Genomic DNA, 22,551 nt, shown 5'->3' with positions numbered 1-22,551 from the left:
TAAAATATATATAAAAATATATTTAAATAAATAATTATTAATTTTTATATATATAAAAAATTTTTAAAAATGTTTAATAAGATTTTTTATATTAAATATTTACTTAAAAAAATTTAATTTAATTATTATATTTTTTTTAAATATTTTTAAATAATTTAAAAAATCATTATCAGGATATATCATGTATTTTATATTAAACAACTTATGTTGTATATTATGTTTTTCAGGTTGGATAAATTTTAAAAAAACAGTTCCTTTATTAACTCTATTTGTTAAATAATCATATAAATAATTAAATATATTTTTATTATTTATATAATTATTTTTAATATATACCTTTATAATATGTATTTTATTAGCTCGAAATTTTTCAATATTATATATTTTATTCACTAATACCCTTGATCTATTACTAAAAGAATCAAATGATAATTTTCCTATAATTACAACAATCATATTTTTTTTATAATATTCTTTATCTAATAAATTGTTATAATTATCAAAGAAAAAAACATCTAAACGACTATATGAATCTTCTAAAGTAATAATATAAAATTTATCTTTATTTTTAGTAAATGACAATTTAATAGAAAAAATCATACCTGAAAGTATAATATTACTATTTTTATTTTGTAATATACAATCATATAATCTTATTCCGCTAGTATAATAGTACATTTCTTTTAAAAAATTCTTAACAGGGTGAAAAGTAAGATAAAAACCTAAAATTTTTCTTTCCCATTTTAATATTTTTGAAATAAAATTATAAAAATTTATTTCGTTTACTGTTTTTTTCTTGTTATTATTTTGTATTAATACTTCTTTTAATATAAAATCATTTAATTTAAATAAATCATTTTGTTTCGAATAAATAGACAAAATTTTTTGCTTCACAATTTTTATTGTATATTCAATGTTATTAAATAATTCAACACGACATACGTTAAAACAATCACACGCACCCGACATAACTAAAATTTCAAAAACATGTCGTGTTATTTTTTTTAAATGTAAACGCATACAAAAATCTAAAAAATCAGTAAATAAATTATTATTTTTTTTTCTTTCACTAAGAATAATATCAATAGATGATTTTCCTAACCCTTTTATTGCTCCTAAACCATATACTATTTCTTTCTTTTTATTAACAGTAAAATGATAATTACTAATATTTACATTTGGAGGAATAATAATTAATTTCATTCTACGAGCATCATGAACTAAATTAACTATTTTATTAGTATTCATCATATCTAATGTCATAGCAGAAGCCATAAATTCAGAAGAATAGTTTGCCTTTAACCATAATGTTTGATAAGCTAATAATGCATAAGTAACTGAGTGTGATTTATTAAAACCATAAGCAGAAAATTTTTCTAATAAATTAAAAATATTTTTTGACAAATTTAAACAAATAGAATTTTTTGAAGCGCCTAATTGAAATAAGTTACGTTGATTATTCATTTCTATAGGATTTTTTTTTGCCATAGCTCTTCTTAAAATATCTGCTTCACTGGGAGTGAATCTAGATAACGCTTGAGAAATTTGCATAACTTGCTCTTGATATAAAATTATCCCATATGTCGATTTTAATATAGGTCTTAATAATTTATGCTGCCATCTATAATCTGGATACGAAATTATTTCTTTTCCATGTTTACGATTTATAAAATTATCCACCATACCTGATTGTAAAGGACCTGGACGATATAAAGCAACAAGAGCAACGATATCTTCAAAAGAAGATGGTTTTAATCGTTTAATTAAATTTCTCATACCCATAGATTCTAATTGAAATACAGCTGTTGTTTCAGATTTATTTAATAATAAAAAACTTTTTTTATCTTTTAAATTAATTTGATTAAGAATAAACTTTTTTTTTTTATATTTATTTCGCGTATTAATAATGTTAATGATCATTTGAATCATAGTTAATGTTTTTAAACCTAAAAAATCAAACTTAACTAGACCTATAAATTCAAGATCATTTTTATCAAACTGTGTAACTTGATTTTCTCCCTTAGAATCACATAATATAGGTACAAAATCAGAAATTTTTGTAGGAGAAATAACAACACCTCCTGCATGTTTTCCAATATTACGTATTACTCCCTCTAATTTCTTAGCTATATCAATTAATATTTTAATATCATTATTATGATCATATAAATCCATTAATTCTTTTTGAATAGAAAATGCTTTTTTTAAATTCATTTTAGGATCTAAAGGAATTAATTTAGAAATTTTATTTATTAAACCATAAGGATAACCAAGAACTCTACCTACATCTCTAACAACTGCTTTAGCTGCCATTGTTCCAAAAGTAATAATTTGAGAAACAGAATTGCGTCCATATTTTTCTGATACATGATCGATTACTAAATCTCTTTTTTCCATGCAAAAATCAACATCAAAATCTGGCAAAGAAACACGATCAGGATTTAAAAAACGCTCAAATAATAAATCAAATTGTAAAGGATCTACCTCTGTAATATTCAAAGAAAAAGATACTAAAGAACCAGAACCGGAACCTCTACCAGGACCTACTGGTATATCATTATTTTTAGCCCATTGAATAAATTCCATAACAACAAGAAAATAACTAACAAATCCCATTTTTTTTATAATATATAATTCATGTTTTAATCTAGAAAAATATATTTTTTTATTAATTAATCTTTGAGATTTATCTGGAAATATACTTATTAAACGCAAATTTAATCCTTGTTTAGCCTTTTTTACAAAAAACTGATAAAGATCTATAGATCCTGTAGGAAATACCGGTAAAAAATAAGACCCAGAAGGTATAATTACATTACAACGTTTTGAAAGTTCAACAGTGTTTATAATTGATTCAGGAAAATCATAAAACATATTAATCATTTCATTTTGACTTTTTAAAAACTGATTTTTAGTGTATTCATATATAAATTTTGGATCAGTAATAGTTTTTTTCTTATAAATAGCTACTTTTATTTTATGAACTTTAAAATCATTTCTTTTTAAAAAAACAACTTCATTAGTAGCAATAACTGGTAAAGAATACCTATAAGAAATATATTTAACATATTCAATATATTCTTCTTCTCTAATTTTACCCAATCGAGAAATTTCTAAATAATAGTTATTTGGAAAATATTTTTTATAAAATAAAATACAGTGATGTAATGAATTTATATCATTATTTAATATGCATTGACCAACATCTCCTTTCATACCTCCTGATAAAATTAATAAACCCTTTCTAAATTTTAATAAATTATCTATATTTATTATTAATCCAGAATTATCATCATATCCTAATTGATATGACTCAGATAATAATTCAATAATATTTTTATAACCATAATTATTTTTAGCTAATAAAGTTAAATTAAATTTAAAATCAGTAATAATATTTGATAAAACAATAATATCTATACCAATAATAGGCTTAATACCTACTTTAAAAGCAGAAGAATAAAATTTAATAACTCCATGTAAATTATTTAAATCAGATATTCCTAATGATTGCATATTTATTTTTTTAGCACATTCTATTAACTTTTCTGGTTTAATAATTCCATCTATCATAGAATAATCACTGTGCACTCTAATATGTACAAAATTTTTCACGTCTTTATTTAACCTAAAAATAATAATAAAAATTAAATACAAAATAAATATTTAAATAAAATAGTTGTATATTATAATTTTAGTAAAAATATAAATATAAAAAAATATATATTTCATAAAATAATTAATATATTTAAAAATTTCATTAAAATTAATTATTTAATTAAAATATATTTTTAATTCAAGATTAAAGATTAATAAATAATTATTCAAATAAATATTTACTATCCTAATAGTTTTAATTTTAGATAAATATCTAAATTATATAAATATTCAATTTTATAAAAAATAGTTGTTATAAAAAAGATAATGAAATAGTAGATTTACATACTATAATATTATTAACTAAAACAACACCATAAAAAAAATAAACCTCTAATAATTTTCTTTTAAAAAATACTTCTACAATCATTTGATCACCCGGATATACTGGATGAATAAAAGTAGTATTATTTACTCCAGCTAAACAACATGTTTTTTTACTTTTTTTAACATTATTTTTATAATAAAAAAGAAGAACACTACTAGATTGAGCAATTGATTCTATAATTAAAACACCAGGAAAAATAAATTTTTCTGGAAAATGACCGAAAAAAAAAAAATCATTAGCAGTAATATTTTTTAAAGTATGTATATATTTTTTCTTTTTATAATCTAATATTTTATCAATTAATAAAAAGGGAAAACGATGTGGTAAAATTTTTAAAATATCATTTATATTTAAAATATATTTTAAATCTTTCATATCTTTCATAATAATATCTCTTATATAAAAAAAATTTATAAAAAATTTTCTACTAAATATAACTTTATTTTAAATCAACACTAAATCTATTTACACAATGATTATAAATATCATATGGATGCAAAGGAAGTGCAAATGTAAAAGTTATAGGGCCAAAAAAAGAATCAAGACAAAAAAATGTCCCGAGAGATAAATGAACTTGTCCAGGATCACTAAATTTTAAAGAATTTTTAATAGAATATAAAAAAGTTCTATTTTTCCATTGAGTATTCCAAATATTAACTGCATCTATAAATATTCCGCTTTGAAATGATTTTAAAAATTTCTTTGATATTTCAAAAGGTGGAAATAATAATTCAGTATTAGCATGCAAAATCGTATCTCCTCCTATAAATTCAGTAGAAGGAAAAAAATTTGATTTTACTTTTTCTTGATTATGAAAATGTTTATCAATATTACGTTTATAATATATTGCTGTAGGACCAATAGAATTATCATTAAAACCACTTTTTAATTTTTTTTTATAAAATTTATAATTTTCATAAAACGGTGTAACATGTTTACCTATTGAAAAAACAGAACCAAATTCTAAATAATTATGTAACATAATATTATATATACTTTCTAAAGGAAGATACTGATTTAAACTAAAAAAAATTTTATGATAAAAGTTATCAGAAAAAGGTAATATCAATTTACCTAAAAATTTTGCATGTAAACCCATTTTAATAAAACCTTTTTCTTTTATATTATTAAAATCAAATATATATTTAATAAAAAAATCATTAATAAAAAAATTATTTATTTTATATTTTAAGAAAAAATCTTTTGGAAGTGATAATAAATATTCTAATAAAGAAACATGTAAAATATTATTTAATACTTGTATTTTTTCATATCCACAAGAAATAGAAAATTTTTTATTCTTAATAAATGGCGTATATATAGATGTATAAAAACCATATATTTTATTAATATGACTATTTGAATCAAAATATTTTTTCTTAAAAGAATTTAAAAAAGCATCTGATTTTAAAAAAAAATTTTTTAATAATCCTAATCTTTTTATTGAACAAATATTTATATCTGTATCAGAAAAATTTTTTAAAATTTTAACATATAATTCAGTTCCAGTTCCAACTAAATTTTTTTCAATAAAAAGCAATCGTAATAATAGCCCCCTTTCTTTTTCAACATTAGTAGATATATTTATATCTCTAGTATTATTATTTTCTGTAAAAAAAAGATAAATATTTAATAAATTTTTACTATTTTCTTGTTTATTTACAAGTACTTTTATATTACTAAATAAACCAGTATTAAATAAATTTCTACAGTAATTTTTAATAGCATTAATATCAAAAAAATTATCTTTACCTTTTCTAATAAAACTATTTATAAAATTATTTTGTATATTAGCATTGCCTGTATAATAAATTTTATTAATAAAATATGTCTCTTTAAAATTAGCTAAAAAATACAAAAATACTTGTTTATCTTTTTTATCAATATCAAAATGAAAAAAAACATCACAATTAAATAATCCTAATTTTAAAAAATTATTCTTAACTTTATTTTTTATATGATTAACAGCATGTTTATTATAATAAGTATTTAATAAACCGTGAACAATCTTATATATTTTTTTATAATTATATAATTCACTAAATTCATTCATAAAAATTTTTTTAATCTTATATTGTTTTCCTTCATAAAGATTAATTTTTATATAAATATTTTTTCTATTTTTAGATAAATATTTTTTTATTTTATTAATTTTAAAATCATAGTATCCATTATTTATATAAAAATTATACAAATCATGTAATGATTTTTTAAATTTAAAACTATCGTATGTATGATATAAAAAAAAATTCCATAAAAGACTATTGTTATATGTAGATGCGTGTTTTAATAAATTTTTTTTTAAAAAAAAACTATTACCTTTAATAAAAATATTTGATACAGATGATACAGGTCCTTCCTGAATCATAATCTTTAAGTGTAATTTATTATTAGATAATTGTTTTTTAATTAACGTACAGTGAATATTAAAATATCCTTTTTCTTCATATTTTTTTCTTAAAAAATAAAAAAAATTCTTAAAATTAACAGTATTAAAATATTTTTTTTCTTGTAAATTAAATTTTTTAAGTAATGCAATAAAATACTGATCTGAAATATTTTTATTACCACAAACACTAATTTTATTAATAAACGGAAATTCTTTTACTAAAATAATTAATGTATCTTTAAACTTTGATGCACTAATTTTATTAAAAATATTTTTATTAAATAAATATTTAATTTTATCAGATATATCAGTTAATTTATTATCATTAAATGAATTAGATGAAAAAATTTTTATAATATTATCAGGAGATATATTTTGAACCCCGTGTATTGTAATATATCTAATACTATTTATTTTAGTTGCAGAAACAGATAAAGAAAAAAATAAAAAATATATAAAAAAAATTTTTTTAAATAACATTTTTTACTATATTCCTATATAAAATATTTAAGTACATTAATTAATAAATCTTATAATTTTAAATATAAACAATTTTGTTATCAAAATTTATTATATTTAATTCAATCAAATAGTTAATAATTCTTTTTCTTTCATTAATAAAATAGAATTTATTTTTTTAATAAATAAATTTGTATTTTTTTGAATATTTTTTTTAGCTTTTTTCTCTAAATCTTGAGTTATTTCTTTTTTCTTTAATAAAAATTTAATATGATCATTTGCTTCTCGTCTTATATTTCTAATAAATATACGAGCATTTTCTGTATCATTTCTAATAATTTTAATTAAATCTTTTCTTCTTGACTCTGTTAGTTTTGGGATAGGAACTCTAATGCAAGAATCGGAAGAAATTGGATTTAATCCTAATTTAGAATTCATAATAGATTTTTCAACAATATTCTTTATAGAAGTATCAAAAAGTGTAATTTTTAATATATTATAATTTTCAATAATTATATTAGATAACTGATTTAAAGGTGTAGATGTACCATAATAATCTATAAAAATATCATCTAATAATGAAGTAGTAACATGGTTTGTACGAATTTTATTTAAATCATTTTGAAATAAAAGAAAACATTTATTCATTCTAATATAAACTTTTTCTTGTATTGTATTTATCATAGTATTATTCTCTTACTAATATAAAAAAATTATTAATATTTCATACTGAAATTAAAGTTCCAATTCCTTCTTTACCTATTATTAAATCATATAAAATTATAGGATTATACATATTGAAAACTATAATTGGCAATTTATGTTCCTGTGCTAAAATTAATGATGTATCATCCATGATTTTTATTTTTTTTTGCAAAACTTCTTTATATTTCAATTTTTTATACAATGTAGCAAGTGGATTGATAAATGGATCAGATGAATAAACTCCATTTACTTTTGTACCTTTTAAAAAAATATCTGCTTTTATTTCAATTCCATATATACAAGCAGCAGAATCAGTAGTAAAAAAAGGAACACCAAGACCAAAACAAAAAATCACAACATAACCATCGTCTAAAGCTTTATTAACTTCATCTAATCTATAACGTTCACAAACTCCTTCTAAATTAGAAGATGAAAAAATTCTAGTATTAATATTATTCTTATACATTAATTCATATATAGATAAACCATTAATTACAGTTGATAACATTCCAATTTGATCTGATATTGTTCTTCTCATTCCAATTTTTTCTAAATCAGACCCTCTAAATAAATTTCCCCCACCAATTACTAATCCAATTTGAACACCTAAGCTTAATAATTTTTTTATTTGTATAATTAATTTTTCAATAAATATAATATTTATACTACATTCTTCATTTCCTTTTAAAAATTCTCCGCTAATTTTCAATAAAACCCGATTATATTTAATTTTTTTTTTCATAATAAATTATAAATACCTATATTATATTTTTACCATTAAGTTATATAAAAACATTTCATAAAAATTTAAGTAAAATATTTATATTATTAAATATAATAATAATTTTATAAATGTTCTCCTACTTGAAAACGTACAAAAGAATTAATAAAAATAGAATTTTTACTTAAAAAATCACTTATTTTTATTTTAGGATCTAAAATAAAATTTTGACGTAGTAATGTAATTTTATCCTTAAATTTATTCATACGACCATTTACAATAGACTTTAATACATGAGAATTTTTTCCAGTTTTTTTAGCAATCTTTTTTTGAATATTTTTTTCCCTTTTTAAAATTTCTTTAGGAATATTTTGATCTGATAAATACAAAGGACAAGAAGCAGCGATATGCATAGAAATATTTTTAAAATATTCTTTATACCTATTCATTGATTCTAATAAAACTTTTCCAGATATGATAACTCCAATTTTCCCTAGATGAATATATGAATCAATATAATCACCTCCTGTAAGATACTGTATTCTACGTATAACTATATTTTCACGAACTTTAGAAATAAAAGAAATTTTTTTTAAATTAAAAATATCATTTAAAGATTTTAAACTAAAAATTTTATTTATACCTGCATAATTAACAATTTCTTGTCCAAAATTTTTAAATTCATCATTATTTGATACAAAATCTGTTTCTGAATTTAATTCTAAAAGAACACCATAATTTTTATCTTTATATAAAAATATACGCCCAAATTTTGTTTTACGTAATATTTTTCTACTCGCTATATATAATCCTAACGTTCTCAAATAATCAACTGCCCTTTTAATATCTCCATTAGATTTCTGTAAAGCAGTTTTACACTCCATAAATCCTGATCCTGTTTTAATCCTTAATTCTTTTATTTGTTGTATTGAAATTTTCATTGTATATTACCAACAGTTAATATTATTATAATTGTATATAAAATAATTTAATTATTGTTCTTGTAATCTTTTTTTTAAAATATTAGATTCTTTTTTTTCACGATAACATTTTGATAAAGCATCAGACAATATACTTAAATATAAATTAATCGATCGAATAGCATCATCATTTCCAGGTATAATATAATTTACACCTTCAGGACTAGAATTGGTATCAACAATAGCAAATATAGGTATTCCTAAATGATTAGCTTCTTGAATTGCTATATGTTCATAAGTAGTGTCAATGACAAAAATTGCATCTGGTAAACCACCCATATTTTTAATTCCACCTAAACTATTTTCTAATTTATTTAATAATCTAATACGTAATAAAACCTCTTTTTTTGTTAACTTATCAAAAGTACCGTCAGTTGATTGTCTTTCTAAATCCTTTAATTTACTAATAGACTGTCTAACTGTTTTCCAGTTGGTTAACATTCCACCTAACCAACGATGATTTACATAAAATTGATGACATGATAATGCAATTGATTTTATAGCTAAACTAGCTGCAGGTTTGGTACCTACAAATAAAATTTTTCCATTATTATGAATAATTTTCTCTAAAGCTACAATTGCTAATTTAAATAATGGTAATGTTTTTTCTAAATTAATAATATGTACTTTATTTTTTACACCAAAAATGAAAGGTTTCATTTTTGGATTCCAATATCGTGTTTGATGTCCAAAATGAACGCCAGCTTTAATCATATTTTTCATTAAATTAATATTCATAATTACACTCCTATAATTTTTTAAATAAAAAAAAAATATGTTAATATAAAAATATCATTCATAATAAAATAAAATTTTATTAATAATAAAAAAATATTTTTTATATATAAAACAATTAATATAAATAAAAAATTTATTTTATAAAAAAATATTTTTTACTAAAAAAATAAAAAATTATTTAATTATATATTATTTTTAATATCTATATATTATATCATAATATATTAATATTCATTAAATCGTTTTTTTACATTTTTAAAAATAAAATTTTTTATTGAAATATTATTCAATATAAAATATATAAAATTTATACTATAAAATAATTTATAAATAAAACAAAAAAAATATATACTTATGAAAAAAAAAATAAAAAATGAATTTGATATTAAACAAATGAGAATATCAGGAAAAATAACAGCTAATGTTTTAGAAATGATTAAACCATATATAATACCTGATATTTCAACAGAAGATATAAATCAAATTTGTCATAATTACATAACTCTTAAAAAAAAAGCTATACCTGCATGTTTAGGATATAATAATTTTCCTAAATCTATATGTATATCAATAAATGATGTAGTTTGTCATGGAATTCCTAATAGAAAATTATTCTTAAAAAACGGCGATATAGTTAATATAGATGTATCAGTTATTAAAAATGATTACTATACTGATGCATCAAAAATGTTTTTTGTAGGGAAAGTAGATAAAAAAAATAAAATATTATGTAAAAAAACAAGAAAAAGTCTATATTTATCATTAAAATGTATAAAACCAAACAACAAAATAAATAATATTGGAAAAATTATTCAAAAATATATAGAAAAAAATAAATTTTCAGTTGTAAAAGAATATTGCGGACACGGAATAGGAAAAAAATTTCATGAATTTCCACATATTTTACATTTTTATAATAAAAAAAATAATATAAAAATGAAGAAAGGAATGACTTTTACTATAGAACCTATGGTAAATACAAAATCATCATATGTAAAATGTATGAATGATGGTTGGACAATAAAAACACAGGACGGAGGTTTTTCTGCACAATATGAACATACTATTTTAGTAACTAAAAATGGATGTGAAATAATAACACATCAAAAAAAAGAAAAAATACCAAAAATTTTTATTAACATATAAAAATATATATAAAAAATAATAGGTTATTAAATAATATGATAAAAATAAAAAATAAAATAGAAAAAATTTTCCAAAAAAAAATAAAAGAAAAAAAATATATAATTAAAAAAAAGGAAAAAAAAGATATTAGAAGTACAATTTCACTCTTAAACTCTGGTAAAATTAGAATTGCAGAAAAAATTAATAATAAATGGATTACACATCAATGGATAAAAAAATGTGTACTATTATATTTATATTCTAATAATAATAAAATTATAGAAACATCAAATAATGTTTTTTATGATAAAATACCATTAAAGTACAAAAACTATAATAAATTAAAATTCATTAAAGATTCTGTACGAATAGTTCCAAATGCAGTAATTAGATTTGGATCATTTATTGACAAAAATGTAATAGTAATGCCTAGTTTTATCAACATAGGAGCATACATCGGAAAAAATACTATGATTGATACCTGGGCAACAGTTGGATCATGCGCACAAATTGGTTCTAATGTACACTTATCAGGAGGTGTTGGAATAGGAGGTGTTTTAGAGCCCCTACAAAACAATCCAACAATTATAGAAAATAACTGTTTTATTGGAGCTCGCTCCGAAATTGTTGAAGGAGTAATTATAGAAAAAAATTCAGTAATTTCTATGGGAGTTTATATTGGTCAGAGTACTAAAATTTATGATCGAGAAACAGGAGAAATATTTTATGGACGAGTTCCTTCCGGGTCAGTTGTTGTTCCGGGAACACTTCCATCTAATAAAAACAATATACATTTATATTGCGCTATAATTGTTAAAAAAGTTGATAAAAAAACATTAGAAAAAACAGAAATAAATACCTTACTACGTAATATATAATATAAATTATATATTATATAAGAAAATTATCAATAAATAATATCCACTAAATTAAGTGGATGTTATTTTAAAAAATATAATTGTAGTATAATTTTTATATTTAAAAATTAATTTTTAATTTAGTATCTTATTCAATACCATTATAAATTTTATTTTTTAAATAAAAACTAATTTTATATAAGGATTATTAAAAAATGAAATTATTATCAGGCGCTGAAATGGTTATACAATCATTAATAGATTTAAAAATTAATATAATATTCGGTTATCCTGGAGGGGCAGTATTAGACATATATGATGCTATATTTACTGTAGGTAAAAAAAAAATAAAACATATATTAGTAAGACATGAGCAAGGCGCTACCCATATGGCGGATGGATATGCAAGATGTACTGGAAAAATTGGAGTAGTATTAGTAACTTCTGGTCCGGGAGCAACAAATGCAATTACGGGAATTGCAACAGCTTATATGGATTCAATACCATTAATTATCATTTCAGGACAAGTATCTTCTGAATTAATTGGATTTGATGCATTTCAAGAATGCGATATGATAGGTATTTCTAGACCAATTGTTAAACATAGTTTTTTAGTTAAAAAAACTGAAGATATTCCTTTAATTTTTAAAAAATCATATTTATTAGCATCAAGTGGAAGACCTGGACCTATAGTAATTGATTTACCAAAAAATATTTTAAACCAAGAAACAAAAAAAAAATATATTTGGCCTAATAATATTTATATTAAATCTTATACACCTGAAAAAAAAAATAATTTTAAATATATTGAAAATGCATTAAATATTTTAATAAAATCTAAAAAACCAATAATTTATGCTGGAGGAGGAGTTATTAATTCAAATAGTCATACTGAATTATTTACTCTAGCAACTATTCTTAATATACCCGTTACTATGTCCCTTATGTCATTAGGATCCTTCCCTGGTAACCATTCACAAAATTTATCTATGCTAGGAATGCATGGAACCTATGAAGCTAACATGGCAATGCATTATTCTGACACAATATTAGCAATTGGGGTAAGATTTGATGATAGAACAACTAATAATGTAAAAAAATACTGTCCTTATGCTAAAATAATACATATTGATATTGACCCTACTTCTATTTCAAAAACAATTATAGCAGATATTCCAATTATTGGAGATGCAAAAAAGATACTAAAAAAAATGTTAAAAATAATTAACAAAAATAAAATATTAAATCGATCTAAATCATACTTACATAAATGGTGGAAAAAAATTGATAAATGGAGAAAAATAAAAAAAAATCATTATAATGAAAAAGAAAAAATGATCAAACCTCAAATTTTAATTAAAATATTATATAAATTAACAAAAGGAAATGCTTATATAACATCAGATGTAGGACAACATCAAATGTTTACTGCATTACATTATATGTTTAATAAACCTCGTCATTGGATTAATTCAGGAGGGTTAGGAACTATGGGATTTGGACTACCAGCTGCTTTAGGAGTTAAAATTGCTTATCCTAAAGAATTAGTAATCTGTATAACTGGAGATGGTAGCATACAAATGAATATACAGGAATTATCTACTGCAAAACAATATAATCTTGCAATATTGATAATAAATTTAAATAATAAATCTTTAGGAATGGTTAAACAATGGCAAGATATTATCTATTCTGGAAGACATTCTCATTCATACATGAAATCATTACCTAATTTTATAGCATTAACTAAATCATATGGACATACAGGTTTAACAATTAAAAAACCAAATGAAATAAAAAAAAAATTAAAAATTGCTATAAAAAAAGTTCAATCGGGTTCTTTAGTATTTGTAGATGTACACATTGATCCAAATGAACATATTTACCCTATGCAAATAAAAAATGGCGGGATGAATGAAATGATATTAGAAAAAATAGGATAAATTTAATTATGCGTCGAATTTTATCAATTTTATTAGAAAATGAATCAGGAGCATTATCTAGAGTAATAGGACTATTTTCACAAAGAGGTTACAATATCGATAGTTTAACTGTAGCACCTACTGAAGATAAAAAAATATCAAAATTAACTATTCAAACATTGGGAAATAAAAAAACTATTGAACAAATTGAAAAACAATTACAAAAATTAATTGATGTCTATAATGTTATAGAAATAACCAATAAAAATTATATAGAAAGAGAAATTTTATTAATAAAAATCCAAATAAAAGATTTTGACAATCTTCATAAAATGAATCAATTAATAGAAATTTATCAAGGTAATATTATTGATTGTTTTTCAGAAAAATATATCATTCAAATTACAGGAACTAATCATATTATTGATTCATTTATAAATATCTCAAAAAAATCATTTATTATTATAGAATCTTCTCGATCTGGGGTAATTAATATAAATTGTAATAAATAATAAACACAAATATATTTAATTAATTAAAATATTTTATTATAAGAAAATTTACTATAACTATTTATACATTTTCTATTTAATATTTAAAAAAATATTTTTATTTTTTAAAAAATAATGCTATAGAGAATGTATAATCACGGGTTTAGAAATCAAATAAATTATGATTCATATACCAGTATTACTAAAAGAAGCAATTAATTCTTTAAAAATAAAAAAAAACGGAACATATATTGATGGAACATTTGGATGTGGTGGACATTCTCTAGAAATATTAAAAAATTTAGGTAATTTAGGTAAACTATATGCTATTGATAGAGATCCTTATGCAATAAAAAAGGGGAAAAAAATAGTAGATAAAAGATTTTCTATCAATTATGGAAATTTTTCTGATATAAAAAAATATTTAAATAAAAATAATCATAAAAAATGTATTAATGGTATTTTGTTAGATTTAGGAGTTTCTTCTGTACAAATAAATACAGCTAAAAGAGGTTTTTCATTTATGAAAGATGGACCATTAGATATGCGAATGAACGATAAAATTGGTATACCTGCATGGAAATGGTTGAAAAAAGCAAATCAAAAAGAAATTGAATATGTTTTACAAAATTTTGGAGAAGAAAAATATGCAAAGAAAATTTCTTTTTCTATTGTAGAAAGAAACAAAAAAAAAGTTATTATGAGAACCCTAGATTTGGTAGAAATTATTAAAAAATCTATACCAAGAAAAAATAAATTTAAACATCCTGCCACTCGTACTTTTCAAGCTATACGTATTTATATCAATCAAGAAATAGATGAATTAAAAAAAATATTAGATATGTCATTAAAAATACTAAAAAAAAAATCTAGATTAGTTATTATTAGTTTTCACTCAATAGAAGGTAGAATTATTAAAGATTTTTTCAAAAAAAATAGCAACATAAAAAATATTCCAAAAGGATTACCAATAACCGAGAAACAAATCAAAAAATATAATAATAAAAAGAAAATAAAAATCATAAAAAAAATCAAACCTAGTAAAATAGAAATAAAAAAAAATCCTAGATCACGTAGTGCAATTCTAAGGATTGCAGAAATTTTATAATATAAAACAGATTAAAATTTTTTAAAAAAATAAAAATTATTTTTTTAAAAATTTTATAAATAAAAAAAAAGTATAAATTTATATATAAATTAACAATTTAATAAAAAATTAATAATATATTTTACTAAATATAAAATTTATTATTAAATACATAAAAATTTTATAATAAAAATTATATATAATACTATATAAAACTATTAAAGAATATTTTACTATGATAAAAAAAATAGATAACATTCAAGAATTATTAAATCCTTGGGTTAATAATGTTCCACATAAAAAAATTTGTAATATTAGATTTTATATCTCAAAAATAAAAATCGGTGATTTATTTATAATATTACAAGAAAAAAAAAAATCAAAAAAAAAATATATCATAAAAGCAATTAAACAAAAAGCAAATGTAATTTTATATGAAACTAAAAAAAATAAACACGGATTATGTATATCAACACAATTCCATACACTAATTATTTACTTTAAAAAATTAAATCAATATATTCATAAAATATATGAAAGATTTTTTAATTATCCACAAAAAAAATTAAAACTCATCGGGGTTATTGGAACATACGGGAAAACTACTGTAACTAATTTAATTGCACAGTGGGAACAGTTAATTAATAAAAAAATTGGTGTAATTAAGAATTTAGAAAAAAAAATATATAAATCAAAGTATAATATATATAATATAGATTTAAATAATTCAATTCAAAAAAAATTATATTATTTAGTAAAAAAAAAAATAAATACTTCTATTATAGAGTTATCTTCTAATCTTTTAATTAAAAAGCAAATATCTGATTTACAATTTGAATCAGTAATATGTACAACTTTAAATTATAATAATTTAGATGGTCAAAAAAATATGTTTCAAAAAGAAAAAATAAAATTTTCTTTTTTAAATAGAAAAAAAATAAAAACAATTATTTTAAATGGAGATGAAAATATAACGCATTTTTGGATAAAAAATCTTAAAAATAAAAAAATCATTTCTATTACTACACTAAAAACGGATAATATCTTCAATACAAAATATTGGATTAATGCAACAAAAATTATATATAATACATCATATACAAAAATTTTATTTAATTCAACATGGGGATCAGGAAATTTAAAAAGTTCACTATTAAGTGATTTTAATGTTAATAATATACTTTTATCTTTAGCAAATCTACTTTCAGCAAACTATTCTTTAAATATTTTAATAAAAAGTAGTCAATTCTTAAATCCTATAAATAGAAAAATGGAAAAAATTCAAAAAAACAATAGTCCATTATTTATTATAAATAATATTCACTCACCACAAATATTATATCGTACATTAAATTCATTAAAAAATTATAATTATGAAAAAATTTGGTGTATTTTAGGATATGAAGAAATAAGAGATATTAGTGAAAGAAAAATTCTAGGAAATATTGTAGAACAATTTTCTGATTTTGTAATATTTATAAATAACCATACACAGTATAAAAAAAAAAATTTAATTATAAAAGATATAATAAGAGGTAGTTATAAAAAAAATAAATTTTTTATTTTTTACAATATAGAAAAAGCTATACAATTTATTTTTTCTCAAACTAATAAATATGATATAATTTTAATATCAGAAAAAGAAAAAAAAGTAAAAAAAATTATTAAATATATAAACATTATTTTAAAAAAAAATTTTTAAATATAAAAATAAAGAATTTTTTAAAAATTAAATAATAATTTTTATATTATATACTTATAAAAAATTCAAACAATTAATTAAATAAATTAAAAATTAATCTATTTAATAAATTAATGAAAATATATTTTTATTTGAAAAAATTTATATTATTAAATTATAAAAAATTAATAAAAAATATTATTATCAAATATAATTAATTTAATTTTTAAATACTTTTAAAAAAATAAACATTATTATATAAATATAAAAATAAAAAAATACATAAAATCATATATAAAATATACCACTCAATCAAAAAGTAATAATCACTCTATTTAATATATTTAAATAAAAATAAATTTTTATATTTTCTTATATTCTAAAAATCAATTATAAAATATTATTAATAATATTAAATTTTCTAATCTCTTATTTAAAAATTAAAAAATAAAAAAATTATATAAATCAATACTATTATATATTTTATTTTAACTATAAATAATATTATAATGTCTACTTAAAGATAAAAATATATACCTAATAAAATAAATAACGTCTATATTTTTTTATAATATTTCAAAAAAAAATTAATATATAATACTATATAAATTTATATAAATTTATATAAATAAATCAAAATAAAAAAGTATTATTATACAACTCTAGTGTAATTAAATAAAATGAACCTTTTAACAAAAAAAAATATGATTGTCGGATTAGAAATAGGAACAACAAAAATAATTGTTTCAATAGGGGAAATTCTACAAGATGGTATAATAGATATAATTGGTTTTGGTGAATGTAATGCTTTAGGAATAGAAAAAGGAAAAATTAATAATTTAGAATTATTAATAGAATGTATTAATAAATCCATTCATGAAGCAGAAGCCATGGCTAAATATAAAATTTATTCTGCATATTTAACTATATCACATGAAGAAATTCATTGTCAAAACGAAATCGGAATTATACCAATTAAAAAAAAAGAAGTGACAAAAAAAGATATAGATGCTGTTATAGAAATAGCTAAATCTGTTAAAATAAACAATGATCACAATATTTTACACATTATTCCACAAGAATTTTCTATAGATAAACAATCAGGAATAAAAAATCCAATTGGATTATCAGGTATACGAATACAAGCAAATATACATTTAATTACATGCAACAGAAGTATCAAAAAAAATATTATAAAAGCTATTAAAAAATGTGGAATTTATGTAAAAAAAACTATATTTACAGGACTAGCATCTAGTTTTTCAGTTTTAACTGAAGAAGAAAAAAATACTAATGTTTGTTTAATAGATATAGGTGGTGAAAATATGAATGTTTGTATTTATATAAAAGGATCATTATATCATAATTTTGTTATTCCTTACGCAGGTAATACTATTACACGTGATATTGCTTATGCTTTTTCTTTATCCTATTCTGATGCAGAATTTATAAAAAAAAAATATGGCCATGCCATAGAAGACATTTCAATCACATGTAAAAATTTAGAAATTTTTAATAAAAAAGGAGAAAAAATAATTAATTGCTATTATCATTCACTAGTTGAAGTTATTGAACCTAGATGTATTGAATTATTTAATCTAGTAAAAAATGAAATATTAAAATTATATTCAAAAAATAATATTAAAAACATTAATAATCAAATACTATCTAATATAGTATTAACTGGCGGTTCTTCAAAAATTAAATCTTTATCACAATGTGCAAAAAAAATATTTAATGTTAATATAAAAATCAAAAAACCTTGTAATATATATAAAATACCAAAATATCTTTCTAAACCTGAATATTCAACAATTGTTGGTTTATTATATTACGGAAAAAAACATCAACAATGTTATTCAACAAATAAAAAAAAACATGGTTTTTTAAAATATTTACTTAACCAAATGAAAGATTGGTTAACAAAATAATTACATATTAATCAATAATATTATGATTATAATTATTTCTATTTTATGGAGTTTTTTATGTTTGAACCTTCTGAATTAAGTAATGATGCAGTTATTAAAGTTATTGGCGTTGGTGGAGGAGGAAGTAATGCAGTTGAACATATGGTTCGTGAAAAAATAGAAGGTGTTGAATTCTTTGCTATAAATACAGATGCACAAGCATTAAGAAAAATAGCAGTAGGACAAACAATACAAATTGGAAATAATATAACTAAAGGACTAGGAGCTGGAGCAAATCCAGATGTAGGAAAAAATTCTGCTGAAGAGGACAAGGAAACATTAAAATCTGCATTAGATGGAGCAGATATGGTATTTATAGCAGCTGGTATGGGGGGGGGAACAGGAACAGGAGCCGCTCCAGTAGTAGCTGAAGTAGCTAAAGAATTAGGAATATTAACTGTAGCTGTAGTAACTAAACCTTTTAGTTTTGAAGGTAAAAAAAGAATGAATTTTGCTGAACAAGGATTAAATGAACTATCAAAATATGTTGATTCTTTAATTACAATTCCAAATGATAAATTATTAAAAGTATTAACACGAGGGATATCATTATTAGATGCTTTCGGGGCTGCAAATGATGTACTAAAAGGTGCAGTACAAGGAATAGCAGAACTTATTACTAGACCGGGTTTAATGAATGTAGATTTTGCAGATGTAAGAACTGTTATGTCAGAAATGGGATATGCCATGATGGGAACAGGATCTGCTTCGGGTGAAAATAGAGCAGAAGAAGCATCTGAAATAGCTATATCAAGCCCTTTATTAGAAGATATTGATCTTTCAGGAGCTAGAGGAGTATTGGTAAATATTACAGCAGGTTTTGATTTAAGATTAGATGAATTTGAAACTGTAGGAAATACTATTAGAGCGTTTTCTTCTGATAATGCTACTGTTGTTATTGGAACATCATTAGATCCACAAATGGATCATTCTTTACGAGTGACAGTAGTAGCTACCGGAATAGGAATGGAAAAACGTTCCGAAATATCTTTCATGAGAAATAAATCTTCTAAAGAATTGCTAGTTGACTATAGAAATCAATCAATACAAAGAAATAGAGTTACAAAAAACATAAAAAAAAATACATTACATGATGTAACACCAATGAAAAAATATGAAAAAAATTTTTTAGATATTCCTGCATTTTTGAGAAAAAAAAATTAAATATACAAAGTATTTTTAATAAAAAAATATATCAAAACAATATAATATAAAAAATTATATATAAATTATTAACTATAATTTTATTAATAAATTATTCTTAATAATATTTAAAAAGTAAAAATTATTTTTAATAATATTAATTAAATTTTTTATTTAAAAATTTTTTGATAAATTAGTAAAAATAGAGTTTATATAAAAATGTCAATATACCCATTAAATATAACAGTTAAAGCTATAAACAGAATTAAAAAACTTTTAGTCATAAAAAAAAATTTACAACTAAAATTACGTATATATATAACTGGAGGTGGATGTAGTGGTTTTCAATATGGATTTGAATTAGAAAAATTTATTAAAAATGATGATATACACATTGTAACATCTGGTATAGAAATTATTATTGATCCAATTAGTTTTCAATATTTAAATGGCGGAGAAATAGATTATATAGAAAATTTAGAAGGATCAAAATTCATAGTTATTAACCCAAACGCTCAAACAACCTGTGGATGCGGATTATCATTTAGCATATAAAAGTTTATAAAAACAAATATTACATTTATCTAAAAAATAAACTATATACTTAAAAAAATACATATTTTATTTAATCCAACCACTAAAGTAGAGCAGGAAAATAACCTGCTCTTTAAAAATAGAAAAGAAATTATTCTCTAATAAAAATAGAGAAAAATTAAATATCACAAAAAAAATAACATAAAAGTTCAATAAATTACATATATCTATTTTTATTATTTAAGTATTAAATTTATTTATATTTTAAATTAATAAAATTAATATTTATTTTTTATTTATCATATCTGTTGCTGTACCATTAAATAATTGAGCAGCTATATTAATAGATTCAGATAATGTGGGATGAGAATGAATAGTTAAAGCTAAGTCTTCTATATCACATCCCATTTCAATAGATAAACTAATTTCAGATAATAATTCTCCAGCATTTCTACCAATAATTATTCCTCCTATAATTCTATTACTATCAGAGTCAATAATTAACTTTGTAATACCATTATCAGAACAATTAGAACTTATTGCTTTACCAGAAAATTTCCAAGGCACAATAGCTGATCGACAATTAATTCTTTGTAAATTTGCCTCTTCTTCCATAATTCCAGTCCAGGAAATTTCAGGATCACAATAAGCAACAGACGGGATAACTTTAGGATCAAAAAAATATTTTTTACCTGAAATGACTTCAGCTACTATATGTGCTTCATGTATTCCTTTATGTGCAAGCATAGGAGGACCTGAAACATCACCAATAGCAAAAATATTTGATATATTTGTTCGCATCTGATTATCTACTATAATAAAACCTAAATTATTTGTTTTAACTCCAATAGAAGATAAATTTAAACAACTCGTATTAGCTTTTCTACCTATTGAGATTAATACATTATCGTATATTTTATTAATCAATAAATTATTTTTTTTTTTAGTATTTATAGTAATACCATCTATATTAGAATTTAGCTTAATTAACGAAGTATTTAAATATATATTAAAATATTTTTTTGTATACTGAAGAAATATATCACTCATATCTTGATCAATCATAGGAAAAAATCTTTCAGAATTATCAATTAAATCTACCTTAGATCCAAAAGAACTAAAAATAGAAGCCATTTCTAAACCAATAATTCCCGACCCAATAATTAATAAATTTTTAGGAATTGTTTTAAAATTTAAAGCTTGAGTAGAATTCCAAATACGTTCATCTTTATAATCTATATTTTTCAATTTTATTGGACTAGATCCTGAAGCAATAACTGCATAATCAAATTGAATATTATAAATAGAATTATTATATACAACTTCTAATTCATTTTTACTTAAAAAATTTGCAATTCCAGGCAATATATCTACTTTTCTATATTTAGCCATGCTTTCTAAGCCCGAATTTAATTTAAAAATAATATTATTCTTCCATTTCATAATTTGAGATATATCTAATGGATTATCATTACCTATGTTAATACCATATTTAGAAAATTCTTTTATTTCTTTTATTAAATTAGTTAAATGCAATAATGATTTTGATGGAATACAACCTACATTTAAACAGGTTCCACCTAAAATTCCATATTTTTCTATAATTATAGTAGATAACCCTAAATCAGAACATCGAAAAGAAGCAGAATATCCAGCAGGTCCACCACCAATTACTGCTACATTAACACAAATTTTTTTTTTCATAAAAATACTCTTCTGTTAATAAAAAATAAATTTTTTTAATATAAATAAAATTTACATTAA

The 22,551-nt window shown here is 20.6% G+C and carries 17 protein-coding genes; 9 read left to right on the top strand and 8 right to left on the bottom strand.

From position 1 onward, the window contains the following. Positions 1-99: 99 nt before the first annotated feature. The 7 genes from dnaE to rpsB form a co-directional block, all read right to left on the bottom strand. Entirely contained in the window at positions 100-3,573 is a 3,474-nt protein-coding gene (gene dnaE / locus BUCICURT3053_RS00775) for a DNA polymerase III subunit alpha (RefSeq protein ID WP_154061347.1), read from the bottom strand. A 337-nt stretch (positions 3,574-3,910) separates the two neighbouring features. After that, entirely contained in the window at positions 3,911-4,369 is a 459-nt protein-coding gene (gene fabZ, locus BUCICURT3053_RS00770) for a 3-hydroxyacyl-ACP dehydratase FabZ (protein WP_154061127.1), read from the bottom strand. Between the two features lie 55 nt (positions 4,370-4,424). Then, a complete protein-coding gene (gene bamA / locus BUCICURT3053_RS00765) occupies positions 4,425-6,854 on the bottom strand; it encodes an outer membrane protein assembly factor BamA (protein ID WP_154061126.1) in 2,430 nt (809 codons plus the stop codon). Positions 6,855-6,959: 105 nt separating this feature from the next. Continuing rightward, positions 6,960-7,517, bottom strand: coding sequence for a ribosome recycling factor (frr, locus tag BUCICURT3053_RS00760; protein WP_154061125.1), 558 nt, complete (start codon positions 7,515-7,517; stop codon positions 6,960-6,962). A gap of 40 nt (positions 7,518-7,557) precedes the next feature. Beyond that, complete coding sequence (pyrH, locus tag BUCICURT3053_RS00755) at positions 7,558-8,280, bottom strand: UMP kinase (protein ID WP_154061124.1); 723 nt, start codon at positions 8,278-8,280, stop codon at positions 7,558-7,560. A gap of 104 nt (positions 8,281-8,384) precedes the next feature. Further along, complete coding sequence (tsf, locus tag BUCICURT3053_RS00750; RefSeq protein ID WP_154061123.1) at positions 8,385-9,200, bottom strand: translation elongation factor Ts; 816 nt, start codon at positions 9,198-9,200, stop codon at positions 8,385-8,387. Between the two features lie 51 nt (positions 9,201-9,251). Next, the gene (gene rpsB / locus BUCICURT3053_RS00745; protein ID WP_154061122.1) at positions 9,252-9,977 is read right to left on the bottom strand and encodes a 30S ribosomal protein S2; all 726 of its coding nucleotides are present in this window, start codon (positions 9,975-9,977) and stop codon (positions 9,252-9,254) included. Positions 9,978-10,331: 354 nt separating this feature from the next. Here rpsB and map point away from each other — a divergent pair, with 354 nt between their 5' ends. From map to erpA, 9 genes are all read left to right on the top strand, one after another. Further along, positions 10,332-11,123 (top strand): type I methionyl aminopeptidase, encoded by a 792-nt coding sequence (gene map / locus BUCICURT3053_RS00740; RefSeq protein WP_154061121.1) that lies wholly within the window; start codon positions 10,332-10,334, stop codon positions 11,121-11,123. A 35-nt stretch (positions 11,124-11,158) separates the two neighbouring features. Further along, a complete protein-coding gene (dapD, locus tag BUCICURT3053_RS00735; protein WP_154061120.1) occupies positions 11,159-11,980 on the top strand; it encodes a 2,3,4,5-tetrahydropyridine-2,6-dicarboxylate N-succinyltransferase in 822 nt (273 codons plus the stop codon). 194 nt (positions 11,981-12,174) lie between these two features. Next, positions 12,175-13,902 carry a biosynthetic-type acetolactate synthase large subunit gene (gene ilvB, locus BUCICURT3053_RS00730; protein WP_154061119.1) on the top strand — a complete coding sequence of 576 codons (1,728 nt, stop codon included), beginning with the start codon at positions 12,175-12,177 and terminating at the stop codon, positions 13,900-13,902. 8 nt (positions 13,903-13,910) lie between these two features. After that, on the top strand, positions 13,911-14,393 hold the full coding sequence (gene ilvN, locus BUCICURT3053_RS00725) for an acetolactate synthase small subunit (RefSeq protein ID WP_154061118.1): 483 nt from the start codon (positions 13,911-13,913) through the stop codon (positions 14,391-14,393). Positions 14,394-14,553: 160 nt separating this feature from the next. Next, positions 14,554-15,480, top strand: a complete 927-nt coding sequence (gene rsmH, locus BUCICURT3053_RS00720) for a 16S rRNA (cytosine(1402)-N(4))-methyltransferase RsmH (RefSeq protein WP_154061117.1) — start codon at positions 14,554-14,556, stop codon at positions 15,478-15,480. Positions 15,481-15,694: 214 nt separating this feature from the next. Beyond that, a complete protein-coding gene (locus tag BUCICURT3053_RS00715) occupies positions 15,695-17,161 on the top strand; it encodes a Mur ligase family protein (protein ID WP_154061116.1) in 1,467 nt (488 codons plus the stop codon). Positions 17,162-17,820: 659 nt separating this feature from the next. After that, positions 17,821-19,071 carry a cell division protein FtsA gene (gene ftsA / locus BUCICURT3053_RS00710; protein ID WP_154061115.1) on the top strand — a complete coding sequence of 417 codons (1,251 nt, stop codon included), beginning with the start codon at positions 17,821-17,823 and terminating at the stop codon, positions 19,069-19,071. Positions 19,072-19,128: 57 nt separating this feature from the next. Beyond that, positions 19,129-20,274, top strand: a complete 1,146-nt coding sequence (ftsZ, locus tag BUCICURT3053_RS00705; protein ID WP_154061114.1) for a cell division protein FtsZ — start codon at positions 19,129-19,131, stop codon at positions 20,272-20,274. A gap of 198 nt (positions 20,275-20,472) precedes the next feature. Next, entirely contained in the window at positions 20,473-20,808 is a 336-nt protein-coding gene (erpA, locus tag BUCICURT3053_RS00700; RefSeq protein WP_154061113.1) for an iron-sulfur cluster insertion protein ErpA, read from the top strand. A gap of 264 nt (positions 20,809-21,072) precedes the next feature. Here the strand turns inward: erpA and lpdA are convergent, their stop codons facing one another. Further along, entirely contained in the window at positions 21,073-22,491 is a 1,419-nt protein-coding gene (lpdA, locus tag BUCICURT3053_RS00695; RefSeq protein ID WP_154061112.1) for a dihydrolipoyl dehydrogenase, read from the bottom strand. Positions 22,492-22,551 lie beyond the last annotated feature (60 nt).

The organism is Buchnera aphidicola (Cinara curtihirsuta), from assembly GCF_900698895.1.
GTDB classification, from domain to species: Bacteria; Pseudomonadota; Gammaproteobacteria; order Enterobacterales; family Enterobacteriaceae; genus Buchnera_F; species Buchnera_F aphidicola_AX.
This window is presented reverse-complemented; position numbering and strand designations above follow the sequence as displayed.

Bases quoted from the DNA above. Each gene is read 5' to 3' on its own strand.
- dapD (WP_154061120.1), top strand. From the start codon at position 11,159: ATGATAAAAATAAAAAATAAAATAGAAAAAATTTTCCAAAAAAAAATA.
- frr (WP_154061125.1), bottom strand. From the start codon at position 7,517: ATGATAAATACAATACAAGAAAAAGTTTATATTAGAATGAATAAATGT.
- map (WP_154061121.1), top strand. From the start codon at position 10,332: ATGAAAAAAAAAATAAAAAATGAATTTGATATTAAACAAATGAGAATA.
- BUCICURT3053_RS00715 (WP_154061116.1), top strand. From the start codon at position 15,695: ATGATAAAAAAAATAGATAACATTCAAGAATTATTAAATCCTTGGGTT.
- pyrH (WP_154061124.1), bottom strand. From the start codon at position 8,280: ATGAAAAAAAAAATTAAATATAATCGGGTTTTATTGAAAATTAGCGGA.
- ilvB (WP_154061119.1), top strand. From the start codon at position 12,175: ATGAAATTATTATCAGGCGCTGAAATGGTTATACAATCATTAATAGAT.
- rsmH (WP_154061117.1), top strand. From the start codon at position 14,554: ATGATTCATATACCAGTATTACTAAAAGAAGCAATTAATTCTTTAAAA.
- lpdA (WP_154061112.1), bottom strand. From the start codon at position 22,491: ATGAAAAAAAAAATTTGTGTTAATGTAGCAGTAATTGGTGGTGGACCT.
- dnaE (WP_154061347.1), bottom strand. From the start codon at position 3,573: ATGATAGATGGAATTATTAAACCAGAAAAGTTAATAGAATGTGCTAAA.
- rpsB (WP_154061122.1), bottom strand. From the start codon at position 9,977: ATGAATATTAATTTAATGAAAAATATGATTAAAGCTGGCGTTCATTTT.
- erpA (WP_154061113.1), top strand. From the start codon at position 20,473: ATGTCAATATACCCATTAAATATAACAGTTAAAGCTATAAACAGAATT.
- tsf (WP_154061123.1), bottom strand. From the start codon at position 9,200: ATGAAAATTTCAATACAACAAATAAAAGAATTAAGGATTAAAACAGGA.
- ftsZ (WP_154061114.1), top strand. From the start codon at position 19,129: ATGTTTGAACCTTCTGAATTAAGTAATGATGCAGTTATTAAAGTTATT.
- ftsA (WP_154061115.1), top strand. From the start codon at position 17,821: ATGAACCTTTTAACAAAAAAAAATATGATTGTCGGATTAGAAATAGGA.
- fabZ (WP_154061127.1), bottom strand. From the start codon at position 4,369: ATGAAAGATATGAAAGATTTAAAATATATTTTAAATATAAATGATATT.
- ilvN (WP_154061118.1), top strand. From the start codon at position 13,911: ATGCGTCGAATTTTATCAATTTTATTAGAAAATGAATCAGGAGCATTA.
- bamA (WP_154061126.1), bottom strand. From the start codon at position 6,854: ATGTTATTTAAAAAAATTTTTTTTATATATTTTTTATTTTTTTCTTTA.